The sequence below is a fragment of the Pseudomonas cremoricolorata genome, assembly GCF_000759535.1.
Classification (GTDB): Bacteria; Pseudomonadota; Gammaproteobacteria; order Pseudomonadales; family Pseudomonadaceae; genus Aquipseudomonas; species Aquipseudomonas cremoricolorata_A.
Window position 1 is genome coordinate 1784864 of the sequence record NZ_CP009455.1, and the last position, 21133, is coordinate 1805996.

Consider the following 21133-nt stretch of genomic DNA (forward strand, 5'->3'; position numbering starts at 1 on the left):
GATGGGTCAGAAAGTACATCCCACTGGCATTCGCCTGGGAATCGTCAAGGAGCACACCTCCGTCTGGTATGCAGACGGTGCGACTTACGCAGATTACCTCTTGAAGGATCTGAAAACGCGTGAGTACCTCCAAGACAAACTAAAAAGCGCGTCCGTGAGCCGTATCGATATTCATCGTCCGGCACAAACTGCACGCATCACCATCCACACCGCTCGTCCCGGTATCGTTATCGGCAAGAAGGGTGAGGATGTCGAGAAGCTGCGTCAGGACCTGACCAAGCAGATGGGTGTGCCTGTGCACATCAACATCGAAGAGATCCGCAAGCCGGAACTCGACGCCATGCTGGTTGCGCAAAGCGTAGCTCAGCAGCTGGAGCGCCGCGTTATGTTCCGTCGCGCCATGAAGCGCGCCGTACAGAACGCCATGCGTATTGGTGCCAAAGGCATCAAGATCCAGGTGAGCGGTCGTCTCGGCGGTGCCGAGATCGCACGTACCGAGTGGTATCGCGAAGGTCGTGTGCCTCTGCACACCCTGCGTGCCGATATCGACTACAACACCTACGAAGCTCACACCACTTACGGTGTGATCGGTGTGAAGGTTTGGATCTTCAAAGGCGAAGTAATTGGTGGTCGCCAAGAAGAGCTGAAGCCGCAAGCACCAGCGCCTCGTAAAAAAGCTGCTAAGTAAGGGGTACGCCAAATGTTGCAACCTAAGCGTACAAAATTCCGCAAGCAGATGACTGGCCACAACCGTGGTCTGGCACTGCGCGGTAGCAAAGTCAGCTTCGGCGAGTTCGCTCTGAAAGCTGTTGCTCGCGGTCGTCTTACCGCCCGTCAGATCGAGTCGGCGCGTCGTGCGCTGACCCGTCACGTAAAGCGTGGCGGCAAGATCTGGATCCGTGTATTCCCGGACAAACCGGTTACCAAGAAGCCTCTCGAGGTTCGTATGGGTAAAGGTAAGGGCTCCGTGGAGTACTGGGTTGCCCAGATCCAACCAGGCAAAGTCCTGTACGAGATCGAGGGTGTTTCTGAAGAGCTGGCGCGCGAAGCATTTGCTCTGGCTGCTGCAAAGCTGCCTCTCGCCACCTCCTTTGTTAAGCGGACGGTGATGTGATGAAAGCGAATGAACTTCGTGAAAAATCGGCACAGCAGCTGAACGAGCAACTGCTCGGCCTGCTGCGCGACCAGTTCAATCTGCGCATGCAGAAAGCAACTGGCCAGTTGGGGCAGTCGCACCTGCTCTCGCAAGTTAAGCGTGACATCGCTCGCGTGAAAACTGTGCTCAACCAGCAGGCAGGTAAGTGATCATGGCTGAAGCTGAAAAAACCGTCCGTACGCTGACTGGCCGTGTCGTCAGCGACAAAATGGACAAGACCATCACCGTTCTGATCGAGCGTCGCGTCAAGCACCCGATCTACGGTAAATACGTTAAGCGTTCGACTAAGCTGCACGCGCACGACGAAACTAACCAGTGCAAGATCGGCGACAAGGTTTCCATTACCGAAACCCGTCCGCTGGCCAAGACCAAGTCCTGGGCACTGGTTGAAGTCCTCGAACGCGCTGTTGAAGTCTAAGGGCTAGGGGTCGGAGAAATTTTATGATTCAGACTCAATCCATGCTCGATGTGGCCGATAACAGCGGCGCTCGTCGCGTCATGTGCATCAAGGTACTCGGCGGTTCGCACCGCCGTTACGCTGGCATCGGTGACATCATCAAGGTTACCGTCAAGGAAGCGATTCCTCGCGGTAAGGTCAAAAAAGGCCAAGTGATGACTGCCGTTGTCGTTCGTACCCGCCACGGCGTACGTCGCGCTGACGGGTCCATCATTCGTTTCGACGGTAATGCTGCTGTTCTGCTGAACACCAAGCAAGAGCCGATCGGCACTCGCATCTTCGGGCCAGTGACCCGTGAACTTCGTACTGAGAAGTTCATGAAGATCGTTTCGCTCGCCCCTGAAGTGCTCTAAGGAGATCCGACATGCAAAAGATTCGTCGTGACGACGAGATCATCGTGATCGCCGGCAAAGACAAAGGTAAGCGCGGTAAGGTGCTGAAGGTTCTCGCTGACGACCGTCTGGTCGTAAGCGGTCTGAACCTGGTCAAGCGTCATACCAAGCCTAACCCGATGGCGGGCGTTCAGGGCGGTATCGTCGAAAAAGAAGCGCCTCTGCACGCTTCCAACGTTGCCATCTTCAACGGTGAAACCAACAAGGCTGATCGCGTTGGCTTCAAAGTTGAAGACGGTAAGAAAATTCGTGTCTTCAAGTCGACCCAAAAAGCGGTTGATGCTTGAACACTGCTAGGTAGAAGACCATGGCACGACTGAAAGAGATTTACCGGAACGAAATCGCTCCCAAGCTTAAGGATGAACTTAAGCTTTCGAACGTGATGGAAGTTCCTCGCGTTACCAAGATCACCCTGAACATGGGTCTGGGCGAAGCGATCGGCGACAAGAAAGTCATCGAGCACGCTGTAGCTGATCTGGAAAAGATCACCGGCCAAAAGCCGGTCGTGACCTTCGCTCGTAAATCCATCGCGGGCTTCAAAGTCCGTGAGGGATGGCCGATCGGCGTCAAAGTGACCCTGCGTAGCGACAAGATGTACGAGTTCCTGGACCGCCTGCTGGCGATCTCCCTGCCACGTGTCCGCGACTTCCGCGGTCTGAATGCCAAGTCCTTCGATGGTCGTGGCAACTACAGCATGGGCGTGAAAGAGCAGATCATCTTCCCGGAAATCGATTACGACAAGATCGATGCTCTGCGCGGTTTGGACATTACCCTGACCACCACTGCTCGTTCGGATGACGAAGGCCGCGCTCTGCTGCGTGCATTCAAATTCCCGTTCCGCAACTGATTGGAGTAGGAAAATGGCCAAGAAGAGCATGAAAAACCGCGAGCTGAAGCGTCAGCTCACGGTCGCTAAGTTCGCCAAGAAGCGCGCTGCGCTGAAAGCGACCATCGTCGACCTGAACGCTTCTCCTGAAGAGCGTTTCGCTGCCGTTGTCGCTCTGCAGAAGCAGCCTCGTGATGCCAGCGCTGCGCGTCTGCGCAACCGTTGCCGCCTGACCGGTCGTCCTCACGGTGTTTACCGTAAGTTCGGCCTGGCGCGTAACAAGCTGCGCGAAGCCGCAATGCGTGGTGACGTACCAGGTCTGGTCAAGGCCAGCTGGTAATCCCGCGAGGTGTTGCCAAGGCGGAGGAGGGGTAACCTTCCGACCGCCGGTAAACCTGCAACGAAACAAGCCCCCTCGTGGGGCTTGTTTCGTTTTTGTCTTGTGTCTAGAATGATCGGCTCACCTGGGCCCGGGTCTTTTGCCCTGTCCGCTCAGGTGGTTGTGATAGCCGCAAGGCTAATAATTCTTGTATCAGGAGCATCTAGCCCATGAGTATGCAGGACCCGTTAGCGGACATGCTAACTCGCATCCGTAATGCCCAGATGGCTGAGAAGTCAGTCGTGAGCATGCCTTCTTCGACGTTGAAGGTTGCGGTTGCCAAAGTTCTGAAGGACGAAGGTTACATCGCTGGCTACCAGGTCACCGGTGAAGCCAAGCCTTCCCTCTCCCTTGAACTGAAGTACTTCGAAGGCCGTCCGGTCATCGAGGAACTGAAGCGCTCCAGCCGTCCAGGCCTGCGCCAGTACAAATCCGTTTCTGACCTGCCGAAAGTACGTGGCGGTCTGGGCGTATCCATCGTCTCCACCAACAAAGGTGTGATGACGGATCGTGCTGCGCGTGCTGCCGGTGTTGGCGGCGAAGTGCTCTGCACTGTGTTCTAAGGGGGGATAGGCATGTCTCGCGTCGCTAAGAACCCCGTTAAGCTGCCCTCCGGCGTCGAAGTCAAATTCGCCGGCCAGCAGCTTTCGGTGAAGGGTGCCAAGGGCACTCTCGAACTGAACGTTCACTCGTCTGTTGAAGTTACCGAAGAGTCTGGTGAGCTGCGTTTCGTCGCTCGCAATGGTGACCAGCAAGCTCGCGCCATGGCCGGTACTACCCGTGCCCTGGTGAACAACATGGTCCAAGGCGTAAGCCAAGGCTTCGAGCGCAAGCTCCAGCTGGTCGGTGTTGGTTACAAGGCACAGGCCAAAGGCACCGTCCTGAACCTGGCCCTGGGCTTCTCTCACCCAGTTGACTACGAACTTCCAGCCGGCATCACCGCTGAAACCCCAAGCCAGACCGACATCCTGATCAAGGGTATCGACAAGCAGCTGGTGGGTCAGGTGGCCGCTGAAATCCGCGACTTCCGTCCGCCAGAGCCTTACAAAGGCAAAGGTGTGCGTTACGCGGACGAAGTCGTCCGTCGTAAAGAAGCCAAGAAGAAGTAGGGCCTAGCAAATGACCGACAAAAAAGTTATTCGACTGCGTCGCGCTCGCAAAGCACGCCTGAAAATGCACGAACTCGAAGTCGTGCGCCTCTGCGTGTTCCGTTCGTCGCAGCACATCTACGCCCAGGTCATTTCGGCCGACGGCAGCAAGGTTCTGGCAAGCGCCTCGACCTTGGACAAAGACCTGCGTGATGGCGCCACCGGCAACATCGACGCGGCCACTAAGGTTGGCAAGCTGGTCGCTGAGCGTGCGAAAGCCGCCGGTGTATCTCAAGTTGCCTTTGACCGTTCCGGCTTCAAGTACCACGGCCGCGTCAAAGCGCTGGCTGATGCTGCTCGTGAAGGCGGGCTGGAGTTCTAAGTTATGGCAAATAACGATCAAAAGCGCGACGAAGGCTACATCGAGAAGCTGGTTCAGGTTAACCGCGTAGCTAAAACCGTTAAAGGCGGCCGTATCTTCACCTTCACCGCGCTGACCGTGGTGGGTGATGGCAAGGGCCGTGTTGGTTTCGGCCGTGGCAAATCGCGCGAAGTTCCTGCTGCGATCCAGAAAGCCATGGAAGCTGCCCGTCGCAACATGATCCAGGTCGACCTGAAGGGCACCACCCTGCAGTACGCCACCAAGGCTGCCCACGGCGCCTCGAAGGTCTACATGCAGCCTGCCTCGGAAGGTACTGGTATCATCGCCGGCGGCGCAATGCGTGCCGTACTGGAAGTTGCTGGTGTCCAGAACGTTCTGGCCAAGTGCTACGGTTCGACCAACCCAGTGAACGTGGTCTACGCCACCTTCAAGGGTCTGAAAGCCATGCAATCTCCTGAATCCATTGCTGCCAAGCGCGGCAAGAGCGTCGAGGAGATCATCTGATCATGGCAACCGTAAAAGTAACGCTGATCAAGAGCACCGCCGGCCGTCTGCCTAACCACAAACTGTGTGTTAAAGGCCTGGGTCTGCGTCGCATCGGTCACACTGTAGAAGTCCAGGATACTCCCGAGAACCGCGGGATGATCAACAAGGCTTACTACATGCTGAAGGTCGAGGGTTAATCGATGAAACTCAATGATCTGAGTCCAGCGCCGGGTTCCCGTCGCGAGAAGCATCGTCCGGGTCGTGGTATCGGTAGTGGTCTGGGTAAGACCGGTGGCCGTGGCCACAAGGGTCAAACCTCCCGTTCCGGTGGCACCATCGCTCCAGGCTTCGAGGGTGGTCAACAGCCGTTGCACCGTCGTCTGCCGAAGTTCGGTTTCGTTTCCCTGAAAGCCATGGATCGCGCTGAAGTGCGTCTGTCCGAGCTGGCCAAAGTGGAAGGCGATATCGTCTCCGTGCAGTCCTTGAAGGATGCCAACGTGATCAACCAGAACGTACAGCGCGTGAAAATCATGCTGTCTGGCAAAGTCACTCGTGCAGTCACCATCAAGGGTATCGCAGCCACCAAAGGTGCGCGTGCGGCTATCGAAGCAGCTGGCGGCAAATTCGAGGAATAAATGGCTAAGCAAGGTGCTCTCTCTTCGCTCGGTAAGGGCGGGATGTCGGAACTCTGGGCTCGTCTGCGCTTTCTGTTCTTGGCGATCATCGTCTATCGGATCGGCGCGCATATCCCGGTTCCTGGCATCAATCCTGACCGTCTCGCGGATCTGTTTCGGCAGAATGAGGGGACCATTCTTAGCTTGTTCAACATGTTTTCCGGTGGTGCGCTGGAGCGCATGAGCATCTTTGCACTGGGGATCATGCCGTACATCTCGGCATCGATCATCATGCAGCTCATGACCGCAGTCAGCCCACAGCTGGAGCAGTTGAAGAAGGAAGGTGAAGCTGGCCGTCGCAAGATTAGCCAGTACACCCGCTACCTCACTGTAATCCTGGCATTGGTCCAGGCCATTGGCATGTCCATTGGTCTGGCCGGGCAGGGCGTGGCGTTTTCTGTAGGCCTCGGCTTCCATGTCGTTGCGGTTGCCACCTTCGTGGCCGGCGCGATGTTCATGATGTGGCTGGGTGAGCAGATCACCGAGCGCGGTGTGGGCAACGGTATCTCGATGTTGATCTTCGCAGGTATCGTTGCCGGTCTTCCGAGAGCAATCGGGCAGTCTTTCGAGTCTGCGCGTACCGGCGATATCAACATTTTCGCCCTGGTCGCAATCGGGTTGCTGGCAGTAGCGATCATCGGTTTTGTGGTGTTCATTGAGCGCGGTCAGCGGCGAATCGCCGTTCACTACGCCAAGCGTCAGCAGGGCCGCAAGGTCTTCGCTGCGCAGACCAGCCACTTGCCGCTCAAGGTAAACATGGCAGGGGTTATCCCAGCCATTTTTGCCAGCAGCATTCTGCTGTTCCCGGCTTCGCTGGGTGCCTGGTTCGGTCAGTCCGAAGGTATGGGCTGGCTGCAGGACGTCGCGCAGTCAATCGCTCCTGGTCAGCCGTTGAACATCTTGCTGTTTAGTGCAGGGATCATTTTCTTCTGCTTCTTCTACACAGCGCTGATGTTCAATCCGAAAGACGTAGCGGAAAACCTGAAGAAGTCCGGTGCCTTTATTCCGGGCATCCGTCCTGGTGAGCAGTCGGCGCGCTACATTGATGGCGTTCTGACCCGTTTGACCATGTTCGGTGCTCTATACATGATGGCCGTGTGCCTTCTGCCCCAGTTCCTGGTGGTGGCTGCAAACGTGCCGTTCTACCTTGGCGGGACCTCGTTGCTGATTGTGGTAGTGGTTGTGATGGACTTCATGTCCCAAGTACAATCGCACCTCGTTTCGCACCAGTACGAATCCCTGATGAAGAAAGCCAACCTGAAAGGCTACGGCGGCAGCAGTCTGCTGCGCTGATCAGCCCCTAAGGTCGAGGAGTCGGTAATGAAAGTTCGTGCATCGGTGAAAAAGCTGTGCCGCAACTGCAAGATTATTCGTCGCGAAGGCGTCGTACGAGTGATCTGCAGCGCGGAACCGCGTCACAAGCAGCGCCAAGGCTGAGTGTGATTGCGCTTTAAACCCAGCAGCTAGTGTGCTGCTGGGTTGATTAATCGTTTCTACAGCGATATTATCTCGCGCCCTATTTCTTGGCTTCCGGGGCGTAGGTAGCTGTCAATTGGAGTCCCACTGAATGGCCCGTATTGCAGGCGTAAACATTCCAGATAACAAGCATACTGTTATCTCGCTGACCTACATCTATGGTGTCGGTCGCACTACTGCGCAGAAAATCTGTGCAGACGCTGGCGTCAACCCCGCCGCAAAGATCAAGGATCTGAGCGACGAGCAAATCGAAGTTCTGCGTGGCGAAGTCGCGAAGTTCACCACCGAAGGTGACCTGCGTCGTGACATCAACATGAAGATCAAGCGCTTGATGGACCTGGGCTGCTACCGCGGTCTGCGCCATCGTAAAGGTCTGCCGGTCCGCGGTCAGCGCACCAAGACCAACGCACGCACCCGTAAGGGCCCGCGTAAGCCGATCCGCAAGTAATCGCCCAGGAATATAGACATGGCAAAACCTGCTGCTCGTCCTCGTAAGAAAGTCAAAAAGACAGTGGTTGATGGCATCGCCCACATCCATGCCTCTTTCAACAACACTATCGTGACCATCACCGACCGTCAGGGCAATGCTTTGTCCTGGGCGACCTCCGGTGGTTCCGGTTTCCGTGGTTCGCGCAAATCCACCCCGTTCGCAGCCCAGATCGCTGCTGAGCGTGCTGGTCAAGCTGCGCTGGAATACGGTCTTAAGAACCTCGACGTCAACGTCAAGGGTCCAGGTCCAGGTCGTGAGTCCGCCGTTCGTGCTTTGAACAGCTGCGGCTACAAGATCGCCAGCATCACCGACGTGACGCCAATCCCGCATAACGGGTGCCGTCCGCCGAAGAAGCGCCGCGTGTAATCAGGAGACAGATAAATGGCACGTTACATTGGTCCAAAATGCAAACTGTCTCGCCGTGAAGGCACTGACCTGTTCCTGAAGAGCGGCGTTCGCGCTCTGGAATCGAAGTGCAACATCGAAGCAGCCCCAGGTATCCACGGCCAGCGCCGTGGCCGTCAGTCCGACTACGGTACCCAGCTGCGCGAGAAACAGAAAGTTCGTCGTATCTACGGTGTTCTGGAGCGTCAGTTCCGCGGTTACTACCAAGCGGCAGCCTCGAAAAAAGGCGCCACCGGTGAGAACCTGCTGCAGCTGCTCGAATGCCGTCTGGATAACGTCGTTTACCGTATGGGCTTCGGTTCTACCCGTTCCGAGTCCCGTCAGCTGGTTTCGCACAAAGCGATCAGCGTCAACGGTAAAACCGTGAATATTCCATCCTACCAAGTTCGTCCGGGTGACGTGGTCTCGGTTCGCGAGAAGTCGCTGAGCCAGCTGCGCATTGTTCAAGCCCTTGAACTGTGCGCCCAGCGTGGCCGCGTTGAGTGGGTTGACGTGGATGCTGCCAAAAAGTCGGGCGTTTTCAAGAACGTTCCTGCTCGCAGCGACCTGTCCGCCGACATCAACGAAAACCTGATTGTCGAGCTCTACTCCAAGTAAGGGCTAGAAAATAGGTGCATCCATGCAGATTTCGGTAAATGAGTTCCTGACACCCCGCCACATCGATGTGCAGGTTGTCAGTCCAACCCGCGCCAAGATTACGCTCGAGCCTCTCGAGCGTGGTTTCGGCCATACCCTGGGCAACGCGCTGCGCCGCATCCTGTTGTCCTCTATGCCTGGCTGTGCAGTGGTCGAGGCCGAGATCGAGGGCGTACTCCACGAGTACTCCGCGATCGAAGGTGTACAGGAAGATGTCATTGAAATCCTGTTGAACCTGAAAGGTCTGGCCATCAAGCTGCACGGTCGTGACGAAGTTACGCTGACCTTGTCGAAAAAGGGTTCGGGGGTGGTTACCGCTGCCGATATTCAGCTGGATCATGATGTCGAGATCGTCAACCCCGATCACGTAATCGCTAACCTGGCGTCCAATGGCGCCTTGAACATGAAGCTCACCGTAGCTCGTGGTCGTGGTTACGAGCCAGCCGACTCCCGTCAGAGTGATGAAGACGAGAGCCGTAGCATTGGTCGTTTGCAGTTGGACGCTTCGTTCAGCCCTGTGCGTCGTATCGCCTATGTGGTCGAAAACGCCCGTGTTGAACAGCGTACCAACCTCGACAAGCTGGTCATTGATCTGGAAACCAACGGTACTCTGGACCCTGAAGAGGCTATCCGCCGCGCTGCAACCATCCTGCAACAGCAGTTGGCTGCGTTCGTCGACCTCAAAGGTGACAGTGAGCCGGTAGTGGTTGAGCAGGAAGACGAGATCGATCCGATCCTGCTGCGCCCGGTAGACGACCTGGAACTGACCGTACGTTCGGCCAACTGCCTGAAGGCGGAGAACATCTACTACATCGGCGACCTGATTCAGCGTACCGAAGTAGAGCTGTTGAAGACTCCGAACCTGGGCAAGAAGTCCCTGACCGAAATCAAGGACGTCCTGGCTTCCCGTGGTTTGTCTCTCGGCATGCGCCTCGACAACTGGCCGCCTGCAAGCCTTAAGAAAGACGACAAGGCGACTGCCTGATCGTCGTAATCACCGAACGTAGTGTTTGGTAAGGAATGAATCATGCGTCATCGTAAAAGTGGACGTCACCTGAGCCGTACCAGCTCTCACCGCAAAGCTATGTTCCAGAACATGGCGGTGTCGCTGTTCGAGCACGAGCTGATCAAAACTACCCTGCCGAAAGCCAAAGAACTGCGCCGCGTTGCCGAGCCGCTGATCACTCTGGCCAAGGAAGACAGCGTTGCTAACCGTCGTCTGGCCTTCGACCGCACTCGTTCGAAAGCTATCGTTGGCAAACTGTTCAACGATCTGGGCAAGCGCTATGCAACCCGTCAGGGTGGCTACCTGCGCATCCTGAAGTGCGGTTTCCGCGCTGGCGACAACGCGCCTATGGCGTACGTCGAGCTGGTTGATCGTCCTGTCGGCGGCGCTGTAGAAGCTGCTGAGTAAGACGTCAGTCTGCAAAAAGAACCGGGCCTTGCGCCCGGTTTTTTTATGCCCGTAATCATGTGTTTCATCTATCGAAAGGCCAGGGGCAATCAATTAGATCTAGCAGTAATGTCTTTGCATAATCCTCTCCAAGCCGATAAGCCGGCAGAGCCGTTCGATAAGGAGAGCCGATGACCAAGATCCTCACTACCGCAAGCGGTGCCCCCGTAAGCGACAATCAGAATTCCCGCTCGGCGGGTGCACGCGGCCCGCTGTTGCTCGATGATTTCCACCTCATCGAAAAGCTGGCCCACTTCAATCGTGAAAATATTCCTGAGCGCCGTGTTCATGCCAAAGGCTCCGGCGCCTATGGCACATTCACCGTCACTGCGGACATTACCCGCTACAGCAGCGCCAAGCTGTTCGATCATATTGGCAAGCAGACCGAAACCTTTCTGCGTTTTTCCACGGTAGGCGGCGAGCGCGGCTCTGCGGACACCGAACGTGACCCGCGCGGGTTCGCCCTCAAGTTCTACACTGAGGAAGGCAACTGGGACATCGTGGGCAATAACACACCGGTGTTCTTCATTCGTGATCCGTTGAAGTTCCCCGACTTTATCCACACGCAGAAGCGCCATCCGCAGACCAACCTGAAGAATGCCCAGATGATGTGGGACTTCTGGTCGCACTCGCCCGAAGCACTGCATCAGGTGACCATTCTGTTCTCGGACCGTGGTCTTCCGGACGGCTACCGGCATATGCACGGCTTTGGCAGCCACACCTACAGCCTGATCAATGCACAGGGCCAGCGCACGTGGGTCAAATGGCATTTCAAGACCCAGCAGGGCATCAAGAATCTTTCAGGTGAAGAGGCGGCTCGCCTGGCGGGCAGTGATCCAGACTACGCACAGCGTGACCTGTTCGAGGCCATTGAGCGTGGTGACTTCCCCAAGTGGACAGCGTGCATTCAAGTCATGAGCGAAGAGCAGGCTGCGCAGCGCTCGGAGAACCCGTTCGATGTCACCAAGACCTGGTCGCAGAAAGAATTTCCGTTGATCGAAGTCGGTGTACTGGAGCTCAACCGTAACCCGCTCAATTACTTCGCTGAAGTCGAGCAGGCGACGTTTGGGCCTAGCAACATGGTGCCAGGTGTCGGCTTGTCGCCAGATCGCATGCTGCAGGGCCGTGTGTTCGCCTATGCCGATGCGCATCGCTACCGCGTGGGCACCAACCACCAGCAGTTGCCTGTGAACGCACCGCGCAGCCCGGTAAACAGCTATCAGCGTGATGGTTCGATGGCGATGGGTGCCTACGGCGCTGCACCGAACTACGAGCCCAACAGCTACCAGGATGCGCCCAAGCAGTCGCCGCAGCACGCCGAGCCGTCGCTCGCGTTGAACGGCACGGCGGATCGCCACGACCACCGCGTCGATGGCGATTATTTCAGTCACGCTGGCGCGTTGTTCCGTCTGATGAGCCCTGAGCAGCAAGCGCTGCTGGTGAGCAACATCGCCGGTGCGATGCAGGGTGTCAGTGAGGATGTCATCCAGCGGCAGTTGCAGTACTTCCACGAGGCCGATCCACACTATGGGGCCGGTGTTGCGAAAGCATTGGGTGGTAATTTCAGCTAAGTCGTAATGCTAAGAAGAACCGCCCTCATTTGGGCGGTTTTTCAATGAATATCACTTCTGTTTACTGGCTTTTTTGCATGTTTTGGTCTTTTTTCAGTGACCTGCTCGATGCCCTGGTTCACACTATGTGCACTACCGTTATTACTCAGGGAGCACCACGTCGATGTTAGGCCACCCGGACGTTATCGATTATCTAAACACGTTGCTGACGGGCGAACTGGCAGCACGTGACCAGTACTTCATCCACTCGCGCATGTACGAAGACTGGGGCCTGAGCAAGCTCTACGAGCGTATCAATCACGAAATGGAAGAAGAGGCTCAGCACGCTGATGCCTTGATGCGTCGTATCCTCATGCTCGAAGGCACCCCGCGCATGCGTCCTGACGACCTCGATGTCGGCACCACGGTGCCGGAGATGATCGCCTCGGACCTGCGCCTTGAATACAAAGTGCGCGCCGCGCTGTGCAAGGGCATCGAGCTGTGTGAGTCGCACAAGGACTACATCAGCCGTGACATTCTTCGCGCGCAGTTGGCTGACACCGAGGAAGATCACACCTACTGGCTGGAAAAGCAGCAGGGCCTGATCAAGTCCATTGGCCTGCAGAACTACCTGCAATCGCAGATGTAAGTGATGCAATCGCTGTAAAGAAAGCCCCGCCAGTGCACACTGGCGGGGCTTTTTACTGCTCGAACCAGACTATGCTCGGTCACGCTCCAGCAGGGGCTTGAGGTAATGGCCCGTATACGACTGCTTGTGCTTTGCAAGGTCTTCAGGCGTGCCGCATGCGATGATCTGACCACCCTTGGAGCCGCCTTCCGGGCCGAGATCGACCAGCCAGTCGGCGGTTTTGATGACATCCAGGTTGTGCTCGATCACCACCACGGTATTGCCGTGGTCGCGCAGGCGGTGCAACACGTCGAGCAGCTGCTGGATGTCGGCAAAATGCAGGCCCGTGGTTGGCTCGTCGAGGATGTACAGCGTTTTGCCTGTGTCGCGCTTGGACAGCTCGCGCGACAACTTGACCCGCTGCGCCTCGCCACCTGACAGAGTCGTCGCCGACTGGCCGAGCTTGATGTACGACAAGCCGACATCCATCAGCGTTTGCAGCTTGCGCGCCAGTGCAGGTACTGCATCGAAGAACTCTCGAGCATCCTCAATGGTCATTTCCAGCACTTCGTGAATGTTCTTGCCCTTGTACTTGATCTCCAGCGTCTCGCGGTTGTAACGCTTGCTCTTGCACACGTCACACGGCACATAGATGTCTGGCAGGAAGTGCATCTCGACCTTGATCAGACCATCGCCCTGGCAGGCCTCGCAGCGACCGCCCTTGACGTTGAATGAGAAACGCCCCGGACCATAACCGCGCGAACGTGCTTCCGGTACGCCGGAGAACAGCTCGCGAATCGGCGTGAAGATCCCGGTGTAGGTGGCCGGGTTGGAGCGTGGAGTACGACCGATCGGGCTTTGATCGATATCCACCACCTTATCCAGGTGTTGCAGCCCGTCCATGCTTGCATGGGCCGCAGCTTCCAGGCTGGTGGTGCCATTGAGCGCCGCGGCGGCCAGCGGATACAACGTGTTGTTGATCAGCGTCGACTTGCCTGAGCCGGAGACGCCGGTCACGCAGGTCAGCAGGCCGATGGGAATTTCCAGGTCGACGTTCTGCAGGTTGTTGCCACGCGCGCCTTTGAGCTTGAGTGAGAGCTTCTTGTTACGCGGGGTGCGCTTGGCCGGTACGACGATCTTCTTGCGCCCCGACAGGTATTTGCCCGTCAGCGAGTCGGGGTGAGCCATGACCTCGTCCGGGGTACCCTCGGCAACGATCTGCCCGCCATGGACGCCCGCGCCAGGGCCGATGTCGACCACGTAATCGGCCAGTCGGATGGCGTCTTCGTCGTGCTCGACGACGATCACGGTGTTACCCAGGTCGCGCAGGTGGTTGAGCGTGCCCAAGAGGCGGTCGTTGTCGCGCTGGTGCAGGCCGATGGAAGGCTCATCGAGGATGTACATGACCCCGACCAGGCCAGCGCCGATCTGGCTGGCCAGACGAATGCGCTGTGCCTCACCGCCCGACAGCGTTTCGGCACTGCGATCCAGCGTCAGGTAGTCGAGGCCGACGTTGACCAGGAACTGCAGACGCTCACAGATTTCCTTGAGAATTTTCGCGGCGATTTCTCCGCGACGACCGGTCAGGGTCAAGTCGGCAAAGTAACCGCTGGCATCGCCGATCGGCATGTTGGTCACGGCCGGCAGGGTTTTTTCCCCTACCCACACATGGCGCGCCTCGCGGCGCAGACGCGTACCGCGGCAGTCCGGGCAGGGCTGGGTGCCGAGGAACTTGGCCAGCTCCTCACGGACGGTGTTCGATTCGGTTTCCCGATAGCGTCGTTCCAGATTGGGCACGATGCCCTCGAACGGGTGCGAGCGTTTGACGATATCGCCGCGGTCGTTCAGGTACTTGAAATCGACGTTGTTCTTGCCGCTGCCATGGAGGATGACTTTCTGGTGATCGGCAGACAGCTCGCCGAACGGCTTGTCCAGGCTGAAACCGAACTGCTGAGCCAGCGAACCGAGCATCTGGAAGTAGTAGACATTGCGCCGGTCCCAGCCACGGATCGCACCTTCGGCGAGGGTCAGTTCGTGGTTGACCAGGCGTTTGACGTCGAAGAACTGTTTCACCCCCAGGCCATCGCAGGTTGGGCAGGCACCCGCCGGGTTGTTGAAAGAAAACAGCTTGGGTTCTAGCTCGCTGATCGAGTGACCGCACACCGGGCAGGCAAAGCGGGCGGAGAAAATGGTTTCTTCGCCTGGTTCGTCGTCCATCGGCGCCACCAAGGCAAGCCCGTCGGCCAGCTTCAGCGCGGTCTCGAAGGATTCGGCCAGACGCTGCTGGAGGTCGGCACGCACCTTGAAGCGGTCGACCACCACGTCGATGCTGTGCTTCTTCTGTTTGTCGAGCTTGGGCAGTTCGTCCATCTCGTACAGCCTGCCGTTGATGCGCGCGCGAACGAAGCCTTGTGCGCGCAGCTCGTCGAACACTGCCAGATGTTCGCCCTTGCGTTCACGGATCACTGGCGCCAGCAACATCAGTTTGCTGCCCTCTGGGCGTTCGAGCACCAGATCGACCATCTGGCTGACGGTCTGCGCCTCCAGCGGGATGTCGTGGTCAGGGCAGCGCGGGGTGCCGACACGGGCGTACAGCAGGCGCAGGTAATCGTAGATCTCGGTGATGGTGCCGACGGTGGAACGTGGGTTGTGCGAGGTCGATTTCTGCTCGATGGAAATGGCCGGCGACAGACCCTCGATGGTGTCGACGTCGGGCTTTTCCATCATCGACAAGAACTGCCGAGCATAGGCCGAGAGTGATTCCACGTAGCGACGCTGACCCTCCGCATAGAGGGTGTCGAAGGCGAGGGAGGACTTGCCCGAACCGGACAGGCCGGTGATGACGATCAGTTTGTCACGCGGAAGGGTAAGGTCGATGTTCTTCAGGTTGTGGGTACGTGCCCCACGGATCAGGATCTTGTCCACTGCAGCCTCGCTTGGCGGGCACAAACGAAGAAGTATACGGCGCTGTGCCATTACGCGGCAAAGCGTCGCGTGTATGCCCATAAGCCGTCCGACTGATAGAATCGCCGCCGGTTCACACGAGGTTTATCCATGCACGACACCCATAGCGACCGCATGAGTGGCACTGAAACGCGCGCCGCAGGCGGCCTTGCCCTGGTCTTCGCTTTTCGCATGCTGGGCATGTTCATGGTGCTGCCGGTGCTGGCGACCTATGGGATGGACCTGGCCGGCGCCACGCCTGCATTGATTGGCCTGGCGATCGGTGCCTATGGATTGACCCAGGCGGTGCTGCAAATCCCGTTCGGGATGATCTCCGACCGTATCGGCCGGCGTCCGGTCATTTACCTCGGGCTGCTGGTGTTCGCTCTGGGCAGCATCCTTGCAGCCCAGGCCGATTCGATCTGGGGCGTGATCGCCGGACGTATCCTGCAGGGCGCGGGCGCGATCTCGGCCGCGGTCATGGCGTTGTTGTCGGACCTTACCCGGGAGCAGCACCGCACCAAAGCCATGGCGATGATCGGCATGAGCATCGGCTTATCTTTCGCGGTGGCCATGGTCGTCGGGCCATTGCTGACAAGTGCCTTCGGTTTGTCAGGCCTTTTCCTCGCTACTGCAGGACTGGCCGTCATTGGCCTGGGCATCGTCGCCTTCGTCGTGCCGAACGCGCACACGGCCCTGCAGCATCGTGAGTCGGGCGTTGCGCGCCAGGCACTGGGCCCAACCCTGCGTCACCCGGACCTTCTGCGTCTGGATGTGAGCATTTTCATCCTGCACGCCATCCTCATGGCCAGCTTCATCGCGCTGCCGCTGGCGTTCGTCGAGCGCGGTGGTTTGCCGAAGGAAGAGCACTGGTGGGTGTACCTGACCGCGTTGCTCGTTTCATTTTTCGCAATGGTGCCGTTCATCATCTACGGCGAGAAAAAGCGCAAGATGAAACGCGTGTTGCTTGGCGCGGTCAGTGTGCTGTTGCTGGTGGAAGTGTTTTTCTGGCAGTGGGCTGACAACTTGCGCGGACTGCTGATTGGCACCGTGATATTCTTCACCGCGTTCAACCTGCTGGAGGCGTCCTTGCCTTCACTGGTCAGCAAGGTGTCGCCGGCGGGTGGCAAAGGCACGGCGATGGGGGTGTATTCCACCAGCCAGTTCCTTGGCGCTGCACTGGGCGGCATTCTCGGTGGCTGGTTGTTCCAGCACGGTGGCCTCAACGGCGTGTTCGTCGGTTGTGCAGTGCTGTGCGCGGTGTGGCTGATCAGCGCGCTGGGCATGAACGAACCGCCTTATGTCACCAGTCTGCGCATGCCGCTGACGCCAGAGGCAACCCGTGACGCCGGGCTGGCCGAGCGCCTCATGGCCGTGCCGGGTGTGACCGACGCCGTGGTGGTGGCGGACGAAGCTGCCATCTACATCAAACTGGATACGAAAATTTTGGATCGTGCGACCCTGGAGCGGCTGGTGAATCCACCCGCGGCGGCGTGCGAAGCCTAGGAGAACGTTATGGCCCGTGGGGTTAACAAAGTCATTCTGGTCGGTACCTGTGGTCAGGATCCTCAAACCCGCTACCTGCCCAACGGTAACGCCGTGACCAACCTGAGCCTGGCCACCAGCGAGCAGTGGACCGACAAACAGTCCGGTCAGAAGGTCGAGCGCACCGAGTGGCACCGCGTCTCGCTGTTCGGCAAGGTTGCCGAGATTGCCGGCCAGTACCTGCGCAAGGGCTCGCAGTGCTACATCGAAGGCAAGCTGCAGACCCGCGAGTGGGAAAAGGACGGCGTCAAGCGCTACACCACCGAGATCATCGTCGACATCAACGGCACCATGCAGCTGTTGGGTGGTAGCGGCGGCGGCGGCAACGCCCAGGGTCCACGCGACAACGGTGATTCCTACAATCAGGATCACGGTCAGCAGCAGTACAACCAGGCGCCTCGTCAGCAGGCCCCGCGTCCGCAACAGGCTCAGCGCCCAGCCCAGCAGCCGGCGCAACAGCAGCAGCCAGCGGCCGACTTCGACAGTTTCGATGATGATATTCCGTTCTGATTCGAACCGGCATGTAGCGCTTTGAATCAAAAGCCCGGAGCATTGCTTCGGGCTTTTTTATGTGTACTGTAAATGAATGAAATCAGTTAGAAGCAAGGCTGAAAGGTGAATCTGCTTTCGTTGTAGGAGTTGTCTGCACTTGGTCTCGAGGCCATGATTACTGCCTTGGACTGCTTAATATTCACTCTTTTTGAGGAGTGGCTCATGCAGTCAGAACATCAAGCAGTTGACCCCCTACAGGTACGGTTGAGTCATCACAAGACGGATTACAACTTGCAAGGGTTTCGCGAGCGATATGCCCGGTATCTCAGGGGCCGTGGAGAAAACGCTCGGGCTCTCGGTTGGGTGCTGATCGCTCTTGGAGCCGCCTGCACTGTGATGGGCATCTATGCCTTGATCGTCAGGCCGTCGCAGATTCTTTATCTGGTTTCCACAGGCCCAACTTGGTTTCAATATGTTCAAGCCTATGCCGCACCTATTGCCTCAATGGGCGGTATGTTGTTCGGATTGGGTTGTCATGTGGCGGCAAGGGAGGTGTGGGAGCCAGTCGTCTTCATGGCGAACACCTATAGGTTCGTCACTGTCGATGGCCAGCCGATAATTGGGAAGATCGATATCGAATATCTTGATGATGACCGTTTCACTATTTCATTTAAGGCCGATGAGGCCAACGCTGTGTTCGGAAACGAGTAGCCGGCAGAATGCGAGGGCTAGATTCTGCTTTCAGAGCGGTCGGTGACGATCTATCTGCCATATAAAGTCGGCTGTCGACCCTCAGTCCCGCTTTTCTGCACCCTCCAGAAGATACGTGAGCAGGCTCTGCATCGGTGCAGACAACGCTTCCCAGTCACGCAGGCAAAGACACAATTCACGCTTCGCCCACACATCGCTCAGCGTATGCACACGTAGCGAATGTCGCCGTCTGTATCGCTGAGCGATCCTCTTTGGAACAATCGCAACGCCCACGCCGTGAGCAACCATTTCACACACGTCCTCAAAACTGCTCATCCTGATTCGGATGTCCAAAGGCCTTCCGGCATCGTGGGCATGCTGATCGATGTGATCCTGCAGCGCGCTTCCCTGGTAGAGGCCGACAAAGGGCAGGGTGAGCAGGTCTGCGAAAGCGACCTCTCGGGCGAAGCCGCTCGCGAGTACCGGATCGGCGATGATCACCAGATGATCCTGTGCGATCGCTATCAGCTGGACGTCCTGCGCCTGTACAGCGGTCGAAACCACCCCGGCTTCGATCAGCCCCGCCGCGACCGCGCGGATGATATCCGTGCTGGTCCGCTCCTTGATCTCCATACGTAAGCGCGGACGCTGCGCCAGCCAGGGTGCGAGGCGGCTGGGTAAAAAGTCCGAGAGCGCCGCAGTGTTGGCGTACAACTGAACGGTGCCGCGAGCGCCCCTGGCGTAATCTTCCAGTTCACTCCTGAGCGCTTCCTGCTGACGCAGAATCAAGCGTGCGTGGTGCGCCAGTGCTTCGCCGGCTTCGGTGGTGGTCACACCTCTGGAGCGGCGCTGCAGCAGTTCGACTCCTACCGCCTTCTCGATGTTGCGCAGTCGCTCGCTGGCCGATGCCAGTGCGAGATTGGCGCGTTCGGCGCCGGCGGTGATGCTGCCGGCGTCCACGATGCACAGGAACAATTGCAGATCGGCTACATCGAGGCGCATGGCGTACCTATGTCTGCCTTCGGGTAGTCCGAAGGCGTGGCTGAGGTTTCCTGATTGTGCCGCAGGTGCTCACGCGCTTCAATTTGACCCAAACCCACCTCAGGCCAGGCGCTCACACATGCATGATTCGATTGTCTTCGCGCTTCTGCTGACGGGGACCTTTCTGGCGGCCGGATTAGTCAAGGGCGTTACCGGCATGGGCCTGCCGACAGTAGCGATGGGCTTGCTCGGCGTGGTGATGTCGCCAGCGGCCGCAGCAGCGTTGCTGATCATCCCTTCGTTCGTGACCAATATCTGGCAGTTGTTCAGCGGACCATCATTGGCTCGGCTGCTTCGGCGGTTCTGGCCGATGATGCTGTGCATCAGCGTGGGGACGATAGCTGGTGCTGCGCTGCTGGTCGCAGTCGATCCGTTGTGGTCAGGGTTCGCGCTTGGCCTGGCCTTGCTGGTGTATGCCGGGTACGCGCTGGTCGCGCCGAAACTGGCCGTTCCGATCATCGCTGAGCGCTGGCTCTCACCGTTGATCGGTGCGCTTACCGGCATCGTCACAGGTGCCACCGGCGTGTTCGTCATGCCGGCGGTGCCGTACCTGGGCTCATTGCACATGAGCCGCGAAAAATTAGTGCAGGCGCTCGGTCTGTCGTTCACCGTTTCCACGCTGGCGCTGGCCGTTGGACTGTTCTTCAACGGTGCGTTTCAGGTTTCGCAGGCCGGTGTGTCGACGCTGGCGGTGGTGCCCGCGCTGCTGGGGATGTGGCTGGGGCAGCGGATCAGAGTGCGCATCAGTGCGGCGCGTTTTCGCCAGTGTTTCCTGGTCTTTTTGATCGTGCTCGGCCTGGAGCTGGTCTGTCGTCCGTTCATCTGAGCGCGGTCGCCGACCGCGTACGCTGCGCAAAAAAAAACCGTGGCTTGAGGCCACGGTTTTTTCAGCACCGGTCAGCGACTCAGGCTCGCTCACCACACAGATCGAGCATGAACCAGTGCTCGGCGGCCTGCTGGTCGAGCCCTGCGCCGAGCAGGGCGAACAGCTTGCCCAAGGCCGCTTCGCGGGTCATGCCGCCACCGCTGAGCAGGCCGGTGTCGCGCAGGCGGCTGCCGGCGGCGTAGGTGTCGAACAGCACGGCACCTTCCGGGCATTGGCTGATGGCAACGATCACCACGCCGGCCTGGCGGGCGTCGTGCAGCACGTCGAGCAGCGCTTGATCGTCGGACGGACCAGTGCCGCTGCCGTAGCATTCCAGCACCAGGCCTTGAACGCCGCTGTCGATCAGGCCGCGGACCTGTTCGGCCTGCAAGCCTGGGAATACCGGCAGCACCGCCAGATTCACCGGCTGGCGCGGGTGGCGATAATCGAGGTTGGCAGGGAGGGCGCTGGCCTTTTCGCCTTCACGGTGGCGTGGCAGTGCTACGAACGCGTCGAACGCTTCGCTGCGCAGCTTCGACACCCGGCAGCCGTGCAGCCGCTTGCCATGGAAGTACACCTGCACGCCGTCTTCCAGGCCCTGTTCGAATGCCCTGAGAGCGCCGCAGAGATTGTCCCAGGCATCGCTGTCTGGCGCGCCGGCCGGCAGCATCGAGCCAGTCAGCAGCACCTGCACCGGCAAGCCGAGCAGCAGGAAGCTAAGCGCAGCGGCGCTGTGCGCCAGGGTGTCGGTGCCGTGCAGCACCAGCACGCCGTCATGGCCATGCTGGTCGACCGCTTCGACGATGGCATCGCGCATCGCCAGCCAGTTGCCCGGCTGCATGTTGGCGCTGTCGAGCAGCGGGTTCAGTTCACGCAAGGTCCAATCGATTTGCGGGGCATCGCTGCGCTGCAGCAGATGCTCGCGCATACGGGCGTCGAAGCCGCCGGCCGGCGCCAGGCCGTTTGGGGTTTCGAGCATGCCGATGGTGCCGCCGGTATACAAAACCAGAAGATTCTTGACTGCGCGCATGGAGCATTCCGTAGCGATGGGCAAAGAGAAGCCGCCGCCCGCGAACGGG

At 58.5% G+C, this 21133-nt stretch carries 30 protein-coding genes; 27 read left to right on the plus strand and 3 right to left on the minus strand.

Translation table 11 applies throughout. The features are described from left to right. The first annotated feature begins 1 nt into the window (after position 1). From rpsC to bfr, 23 genes are all read left to right on the plus strand, one after another. Positions 2-688, plus strand: coding sequence for a 30S ribosomal protein S3 (rpsC, locus tag LK03_RS07725; protein WP_003255481.1), 687 nt, complete (start codon positions 2-4; stop codon positions 686-688). Between the two features lie 12 nt (positions 689-700). Continuing rightward, positions 701-1114, plus strand: coding sequence for a 50S ribosomal protein L16 (gene rplP, locus LK03_RS07730; protein ID WP_009397508.1), 414 nt, complete (start codon positions 701-703; stop codon positions 1112-1114). Then, entirely contained in the window at positions 1114-1305 is a 192-nt protein-coding gene (rpmC, locus tag LK03_RS07735) for a 50S ribosomal protein L29 (RefSeq protein WP_002555481.1), read from the plus strand. The genes rplP and rpmC overlap by 1 nt, the downstream gene beginning before the upstream one ends. Before the next feature lie 2 nt (positions 1306-1307). Beyond that, positions 1308-1574, plus strand: coding sequence for a 30S ribosomal protein S17 (rpsQ, locus tag LK03_RS07740; protein ID WP_023534981.1), 267 nt, complete (start codon positions 1308-1310; stop codon positions 1572-1574). A gap of 23 nt (positions 1575-1597) precedes the next feature. Next, positions 1598-1966 (plus strand): 50S ribosomal protein L14, encoded by a 369-nt coding sequence (rplN, locus tag LK03_RS07745; RefSeq protein WP_008089810.1) that lies wholly within the window; start codon positions 1598-1600, stop codon positions 1964-1966. A gap of 11 nt (positions 1967-1977) precedes the next feature. Continuing rightward, entirely contained in the window at positions 1978-2292 is a 315-nt protein-coding gene (gene rplX / locus LK03_RS07750) for a 50S ribosomal protein L24 (RefSeq protein WP_028695409.1), read from the plus strand. A gap of 20 nt (positions 2293-2312) precedes the next feature. After that, positions 2313-2852 (plus strand): 50S ribosomal protein L5, encoded by a 540-nt coding sequence (rplE, locus tag LK03_RS07755; RefSeq protein WP_023535025.1) that lies wholly within the window; start codon positions 2313-2315, stop codon positions 2850-2852. Between the two features lie 13 nt (positions 2853-2865). Then, the gene (gene rpsN, locus LK03_RS07760) at positions 2866-3171 is read left to right on the plus strand and encodes a 30S ribosomal protein S14 (protein ID WP_038411793.1); all 306 of its coding nucleotides are present in this window, start codon (positions 2866-2868) and stop codon (positions 3169-3171) included. A gap of 209 nt (positions 3172-3380) precedes the next feature. Beyond that, positions 3381-3773 carry a 30S ribosomal protein S8 gene (gene rpsH / locus LK03_RS07765; protein ID WP_028695411.1) on the plus strand — a complete coding sequence of 131 codons (393 nt, stop codon included), beginning with the start codon at positions 3381-3383 and terminating at the stop codon, positions 3771-3773. A 12-nt stretch (positions 3774-3785) separates the two neighbouring features. Then, positions 3786-4319: a 50S ribosomal protein L6 gene (rplF, locus tag LK03_RS07770; protein WP_003255469.1), complete on the plus strand. Its 534-nt coding sequence runs from the start codon at positions 3786-3788 to the stop codon at positions 4317-4319. A gap of 10 nt (positions 4320-4329) precedes the next feature. After that, on the plus strand, positions 4330-4680 hold the full coding sequence (gene rplR / locus LK03_RS07775; protein ID WP_003255467.1) for a 50S ribosomal protein L18: 351 nt from the start codon (positions 4330-4332) through the stop codon (positions 4678-4680). A gap of 3 nt (positions 4681-4683) precedes the next feature. Beyond that, a complete protein-coding gene (rpsE, locus tag LK03_RS07780) occupies positions 4684-5184 on the plus strand; it encodes a 30S ribosomal protein S5 (RefSeq protein ID WP_023382626.1) in 501 nt (166 codons plus the stop codon). Between the two features lie 2 nt (positions 5185-5186). Next, positions 5187-5363 carry a 50S ribosomal protein L30 gene (rpmD, locus tag LK03_RS07785; RefSeq protein ID WP_028690238.1) on the plus strand — a complete coding sequence of 59 codons (177 nt, stop codon included), beginning with the start codon at positions 5187-5189 and terminating at the stop codon, positions 5361-5363. Positions 5364-5366: 3 nt separating this feature from the next. Then, positions 5367-5801, plus strand: coding sequence for a 50S ribosomal protein L15 (gene rplO / locus LK03_RS07790; protein ID WP_038411794.1), 435 nt, complete (start codon positions 5367-5369; stop codon positions 5799-5801). Beyond that, positions 5802-7133, plus strand: a complete 1332-nt coding sequence (gene secY / locus LK03_RS07795) for a preprotein translocase subunit SecY (RefSeq protein WP_038411795.1) — start codon at positions 5802-5804, stop codon at positions 7131-7133. 27 nt (positions 7134-7160) lie between these two features. After that, positions 7161-7277, plus strand: a complete 117-nt coding sequence (gene rpmJ / locus LK03_RS07800; RefSeq protein WP_002555468.1) for a 50S ribosomal protein L36 — start codon at positions 7161-7163, stop codon at positions 7275-7277. 130 nt (positions 7278-7407) lie between these two features. Beyond that, complete coding sequence (gene rpsM / locus LK03_RS07805) at positions 7408-7764, plus strand: 30S ribosomal protein S13 (RefSeq protein WP_028695414.1); 357 nt, start codon at positions 7408-7410, stop codon at positions 7762-7764. A gap of 18 nt (positions 7765-7782) precedes the next feature. Then, a complete protein-coding gene (gene rpsK, locus LK03_RS07810; RefSeq protein WP_003255454.1) occupies positions 7783-8172 on the plus strand; it encodes a 30S ribosomal protein S11 in 390 nt (129 codons plus the stop codon). Positions 8173-8187: 15 nt separating this feature from the next. Beyond that, positions 8188-8808 carry a 30S ribosomal protein S4 gene (rpsD, locus tag LK03_RS07815; RefSeq protein ID WP_028695415.1) on the plus strand — a complete coding sequence of 207 codons (621 nt, stop codon included), beginning with the start codon at positions 8188-8190 and terminating at the stop codon, positions 8806-8808. A gap of 22 nt (positions 8809-8830) precedes the next feature. Further along, a complete protein-coding gene (locus LK03_RS07820; RefSeq protein ID WP_028695416.1) occupies positions 8831-9832 on the plus strand; it encodes a DNA-directed RNA polymerase subunit alpha in 1002 nt (333 codons plus the stop codon). 42 nt (positions 9833-9874) lie between these two features. Further along, positions 9875-10261: a 50S ribosomal protein L17 gene (rplQ, locus tag LK03_RS07825; RefSeq protein WP_028695417.1), complete on the plus strand. Its 387-nt coding sequence runs from the start codon at positions 9875-9877 to the stop codon at positions 10259-10261. A gap of 170 nt (positions 10262-10431) precedes the next feature. After that, complete coding sequence (locus tag LK03_RS07830) at positions 10432-11871, plus strand: catalase (RefSeq protein WP_038411796.1); 1440 nt, start codon at positions 10432-10434, stop codon at positions 11869-11871. A gap of 163 nt (positions 11872-12034) precedes the next feature. Beyond that, a complete protein-coding gene (gene bfr / locus LK03_RS07835) occupies positions 12035-12499 on the plus strand; it encodes a bacterioferritin (RefSeq protein ID WP_038411797.1) in 465 nt (154 codons plus the stop codon). A gap of 69 nt (positions 12500-12568) precedes the next feature. On the opposite strand, the gene uvrA is transcribed toward bfr, so the two are convergent. Further along, positions 12569-15403, minus strand: a complete 2835-nt coding sequence (uvrA, locus tag LK03_RS07840) for an excinuclease ABC subunit UvrA (RefSeq protein ID WP_038411798.1) — start codon at positions 15401-15403, stop codon at positions 12569-12571. A 129-nt stretch (positions 15404-15532) separates the two neighbouring features. Between uvrA and LK03_RS07845 the strand changes: the two genes are divergently transcribed. The 3 genes from LK03_RS07845 to LK03_RS07855 all read left to right on the plus strand — a co-directional run bounded on the left by LK03_RS07845 (position 15533) and on the right by LK03_RS07855 (position 18169). Further along, positions 15533-16927, plus strand: coding sequence for an MFS transporter (locus LK03_RS07845; protein ID WP_038411799.1), 1395 nt, complete (start codon positions 15533-15535; stop codon positions 16925-16927). 9 nt (positions 16928-16936) lie between these two features. Next, a complete protein-coding gene (gene ssb, locus LK03_RS07850; protein ID WP_038411800.1) occupies positions 16937-17476 on the plus strand; it encodes a single-stranded DNA-binding protein in 540 nt (179 codons plus the stop codon). A 204-nt stretch (positions 17477-17680) separates the two neighbouring features. Further along, positions 17681-18169, plus strand: a complete 489-nt coding sequence (locus LK03_RS07855; protein ID WP_156109523.1) for a hypothetical protein — start codon at positions 17681-17683, stop codon at positions 18167-18169. 81 nt (positions 18170-18250) lie between these two features. On the opposite strand, the gene LK03_RS07860 is transcribed toward LK03_RS07855, so the two are convergent. After that, positions 18251-19150 (minus strand): LysR substrate-binding domain-containing protein, encoded by a 900-nt coding sequence (locus tag LK03_RS07860; protein ID WP_038411802.1) that lies wholly within the window; start codon positions 19148-19150, stop codon positions 18251-18253. Between the two features lie 118 nt (positions 19151-19268). Here LK03_RS07860 and LK03_RS07865 point away from each other — a divergent pair, with 118 nt between their 5' ends. Continuing rightward, entirely contained in the window at positions 19269-20015 is a 747-nt protein-coding gene (locus LK03_RS07865) for a sulfite exporter TauE/SafE family protein (protein WP_038411803.1), read from the plus strand. Between the two features lie 79 nt (positions 20016-20094). On the opposite strand, the gene LK03_RS07870 is transcribed toward LK03_RS07865, so the two are convergent. Further along, positions 20095-21084 carry an asparaginase gene (locus LK03_RS07870; protein WP_038411804.1) on the minus strand — a complete coding sequence of 330 codons (990 nt, stop codon included), beginning with the start codon at positions 21082-21084 and terminating at the stop codon, positions 20095-20097. Positions 21085-21133: the final 49 nt, after the last annotated feature.

Coding starts and splice junctions, on each gene's coding strand:
- rpsC (WP_003255481.1), top strand. CDS start 2: ATGGGTCAGAAAGTACATCCCACTGGCATTCGCCTGGGAATCGTCAAG.
- rplP (WP_009397508.1), top strand. CDS start 701: ATGTTGCAACCTAAGCGTACAAAATTCCGCAAGCAGATGACTGGCCAC.
- rpmC (WP_002555481.1), top strand. CDS start 1,114: ATGAAAGCGAATGAACTTCGTGAAAAATCGGCACAGCAGCTGAACGAG.
- rpsQ (WP_023534981.1), top strand. CDS start 1,308: ATGGCTGAAGCTGAAAAAACCGTCCGTACGCTGACTGGCCGTGTCGTC.
- rplN (WP_008089810.1), top strand. CDS start 1,598: ATGATTCAGACTCAATCCATGCTCGATGTGGCCGATAACAGCGGCGCT.
- rplX (WP_028695409.1), top strand. CDS start 1,978: ATGCAAAAGATTCGTCGTGACGACGAGATCATCGTGATCGCCGGCAAA.
- rplE (WP_023535025.1), top strand. CDS start 2,313: ATGGCACGACTGAAAGAGATTTACCGGAACGAAATCGCTCCCAAGCTT.
- rpsN (WP_038411793.1), top strand. CDS start 2,866: ATGGCCAAGAAGAGCATGAAAAACCGCGAGCTGAAGCGTCAGCTCACG.
- rpsH (WP_028695411.1), top strand. CDS start 3,381: ATGAGTATGCAGGACCCGTTAGCGGACATGCTAACTCGCATCCGTAAT.
- rplF (WP_003255469.1), top strand. CDS start 3,786: ATGTCTCGCGTCGCTAAGAACCCCGTTAAGCTGCCCTCCGGCGTCGAA.
- rplR (WP_003255467.1), top strand. CDS start 4,330: ATGACCGACAAAAAAGTTATTCGACTGCGTCGCGCTCGCAAAGCACGC.
- rpsE (WP_023382626.1), top strand. CDS start 4,684: ATGGCAAATAACGATCAAAAGCGCGACGAAGGCTACATCGAGAAGCTG.
- rpmD (WP_028690238.1), top strand. CDS start 5,187: ATGGCAACCGTAAAAGTAACGCTGATCAAGAGCACCGCCGGCCGTCTG.
- rplO (WP_038411794.1), top strand. CDS start 5,367: ATGAAACTCAATGATCTGAGTCCAGCGCCGGGTTCCCGTCGCGAGAAG.
- secY (WP_038411795.1), top strand. CDS start 5,802: ATGGCTAAGCAAGGTGCTCTCTCTTCGCTCGGTAAGGGCGGGATGTCG.
- rpmJ (WP_002555468.1), top strand. CDS start 7,161: ATGAAAGTTCGTGCATCGGTGAAAAAGCTGTGCCGCAACTGCAAGATT.
- rpsM (WP_028695414.1), top strand. CDS start 7,408: ATGGCCCGTATTGCAGGCGTAAACATTCCAGATAACAAGCATACTGTT.
- rpsK (WP_003255454.1), top strand. CDS start 7,783: ATGGCAAAACCTGCTGCTCGTCCTCGTAAGAAAGTCAAAAAGACAGTG.
- rpsD (WP_028695415.1), top strand. CDS start 8,188: ATGGCACGTTACATTGGTCCAAAATGCAAACTGTCTCGCCGTGAAGGC.
- LK03_RS07820 (WP_028695416.1), top strand. CDS start 8,831: ATGCAGATTTCGGTAAATGAGTTCCTGACACCCCGCCACATCGATGTG.
- rplQ (WP_028695417.1), top strand. CDS start 9,875: ATGCGTCATCGTAAAAGTGGACGTCACCTGAGCCGTACCAGCTCTCAC.
- LK03_RS07830 (WP_038411796.1), top strand. CDS start 10,432: ATGACCAAGATCCTCACTACCGCAAGCGGTGCCCCCGTAAGCGACAAT.
- bfr (WP_038411797.1), top strand. CDS start 12,035: ATGTTAGGCCACCCGGACGTTATCGATTATCTAAACACGTTGCTGACG.
- LK03_RS07845 (WP_038411799.1), top strand. CDS start 15,533: ATGCACGACACCCATAGCGACCGCATGAGTGGCACTGAAACGCGCGCC.
- ssb (WP_038411800.1), top strand. CDS start 16,937: ATGGCCCGTGGGGTTAACAAAGTCATTCTGGTCGGTACCTGTGGTCAG.
- LK03_RS07855 (WP_156109523.1), top strand. CDS start 17,681: ATGCAGTCAGAACATCAAGCAGTTGACCCCCTACAGGTACGGTTGAGT.
- LK03_RS07860 (WP_038411802.1), bottom strand. CDS start 19,150: ATGCGCCTCGATGTAGCCGATCTGCAATTGTTCCTGTGCATCGTGGAC.
- LK03_RS07865 (WP_038411803.1), top strand. CDS start 19,269: ATGCATGATTCGATTGTCTTCGCGCTTCTGCTGACGGGGACCTTTCTG.
- LK03_RS07870 (WP_038411804.1), bottom strand. CDS start 21,084: ATGCGCGCAGTCAAGAATCTTCTGGTTTTGTATACCGGCGGCACCATC.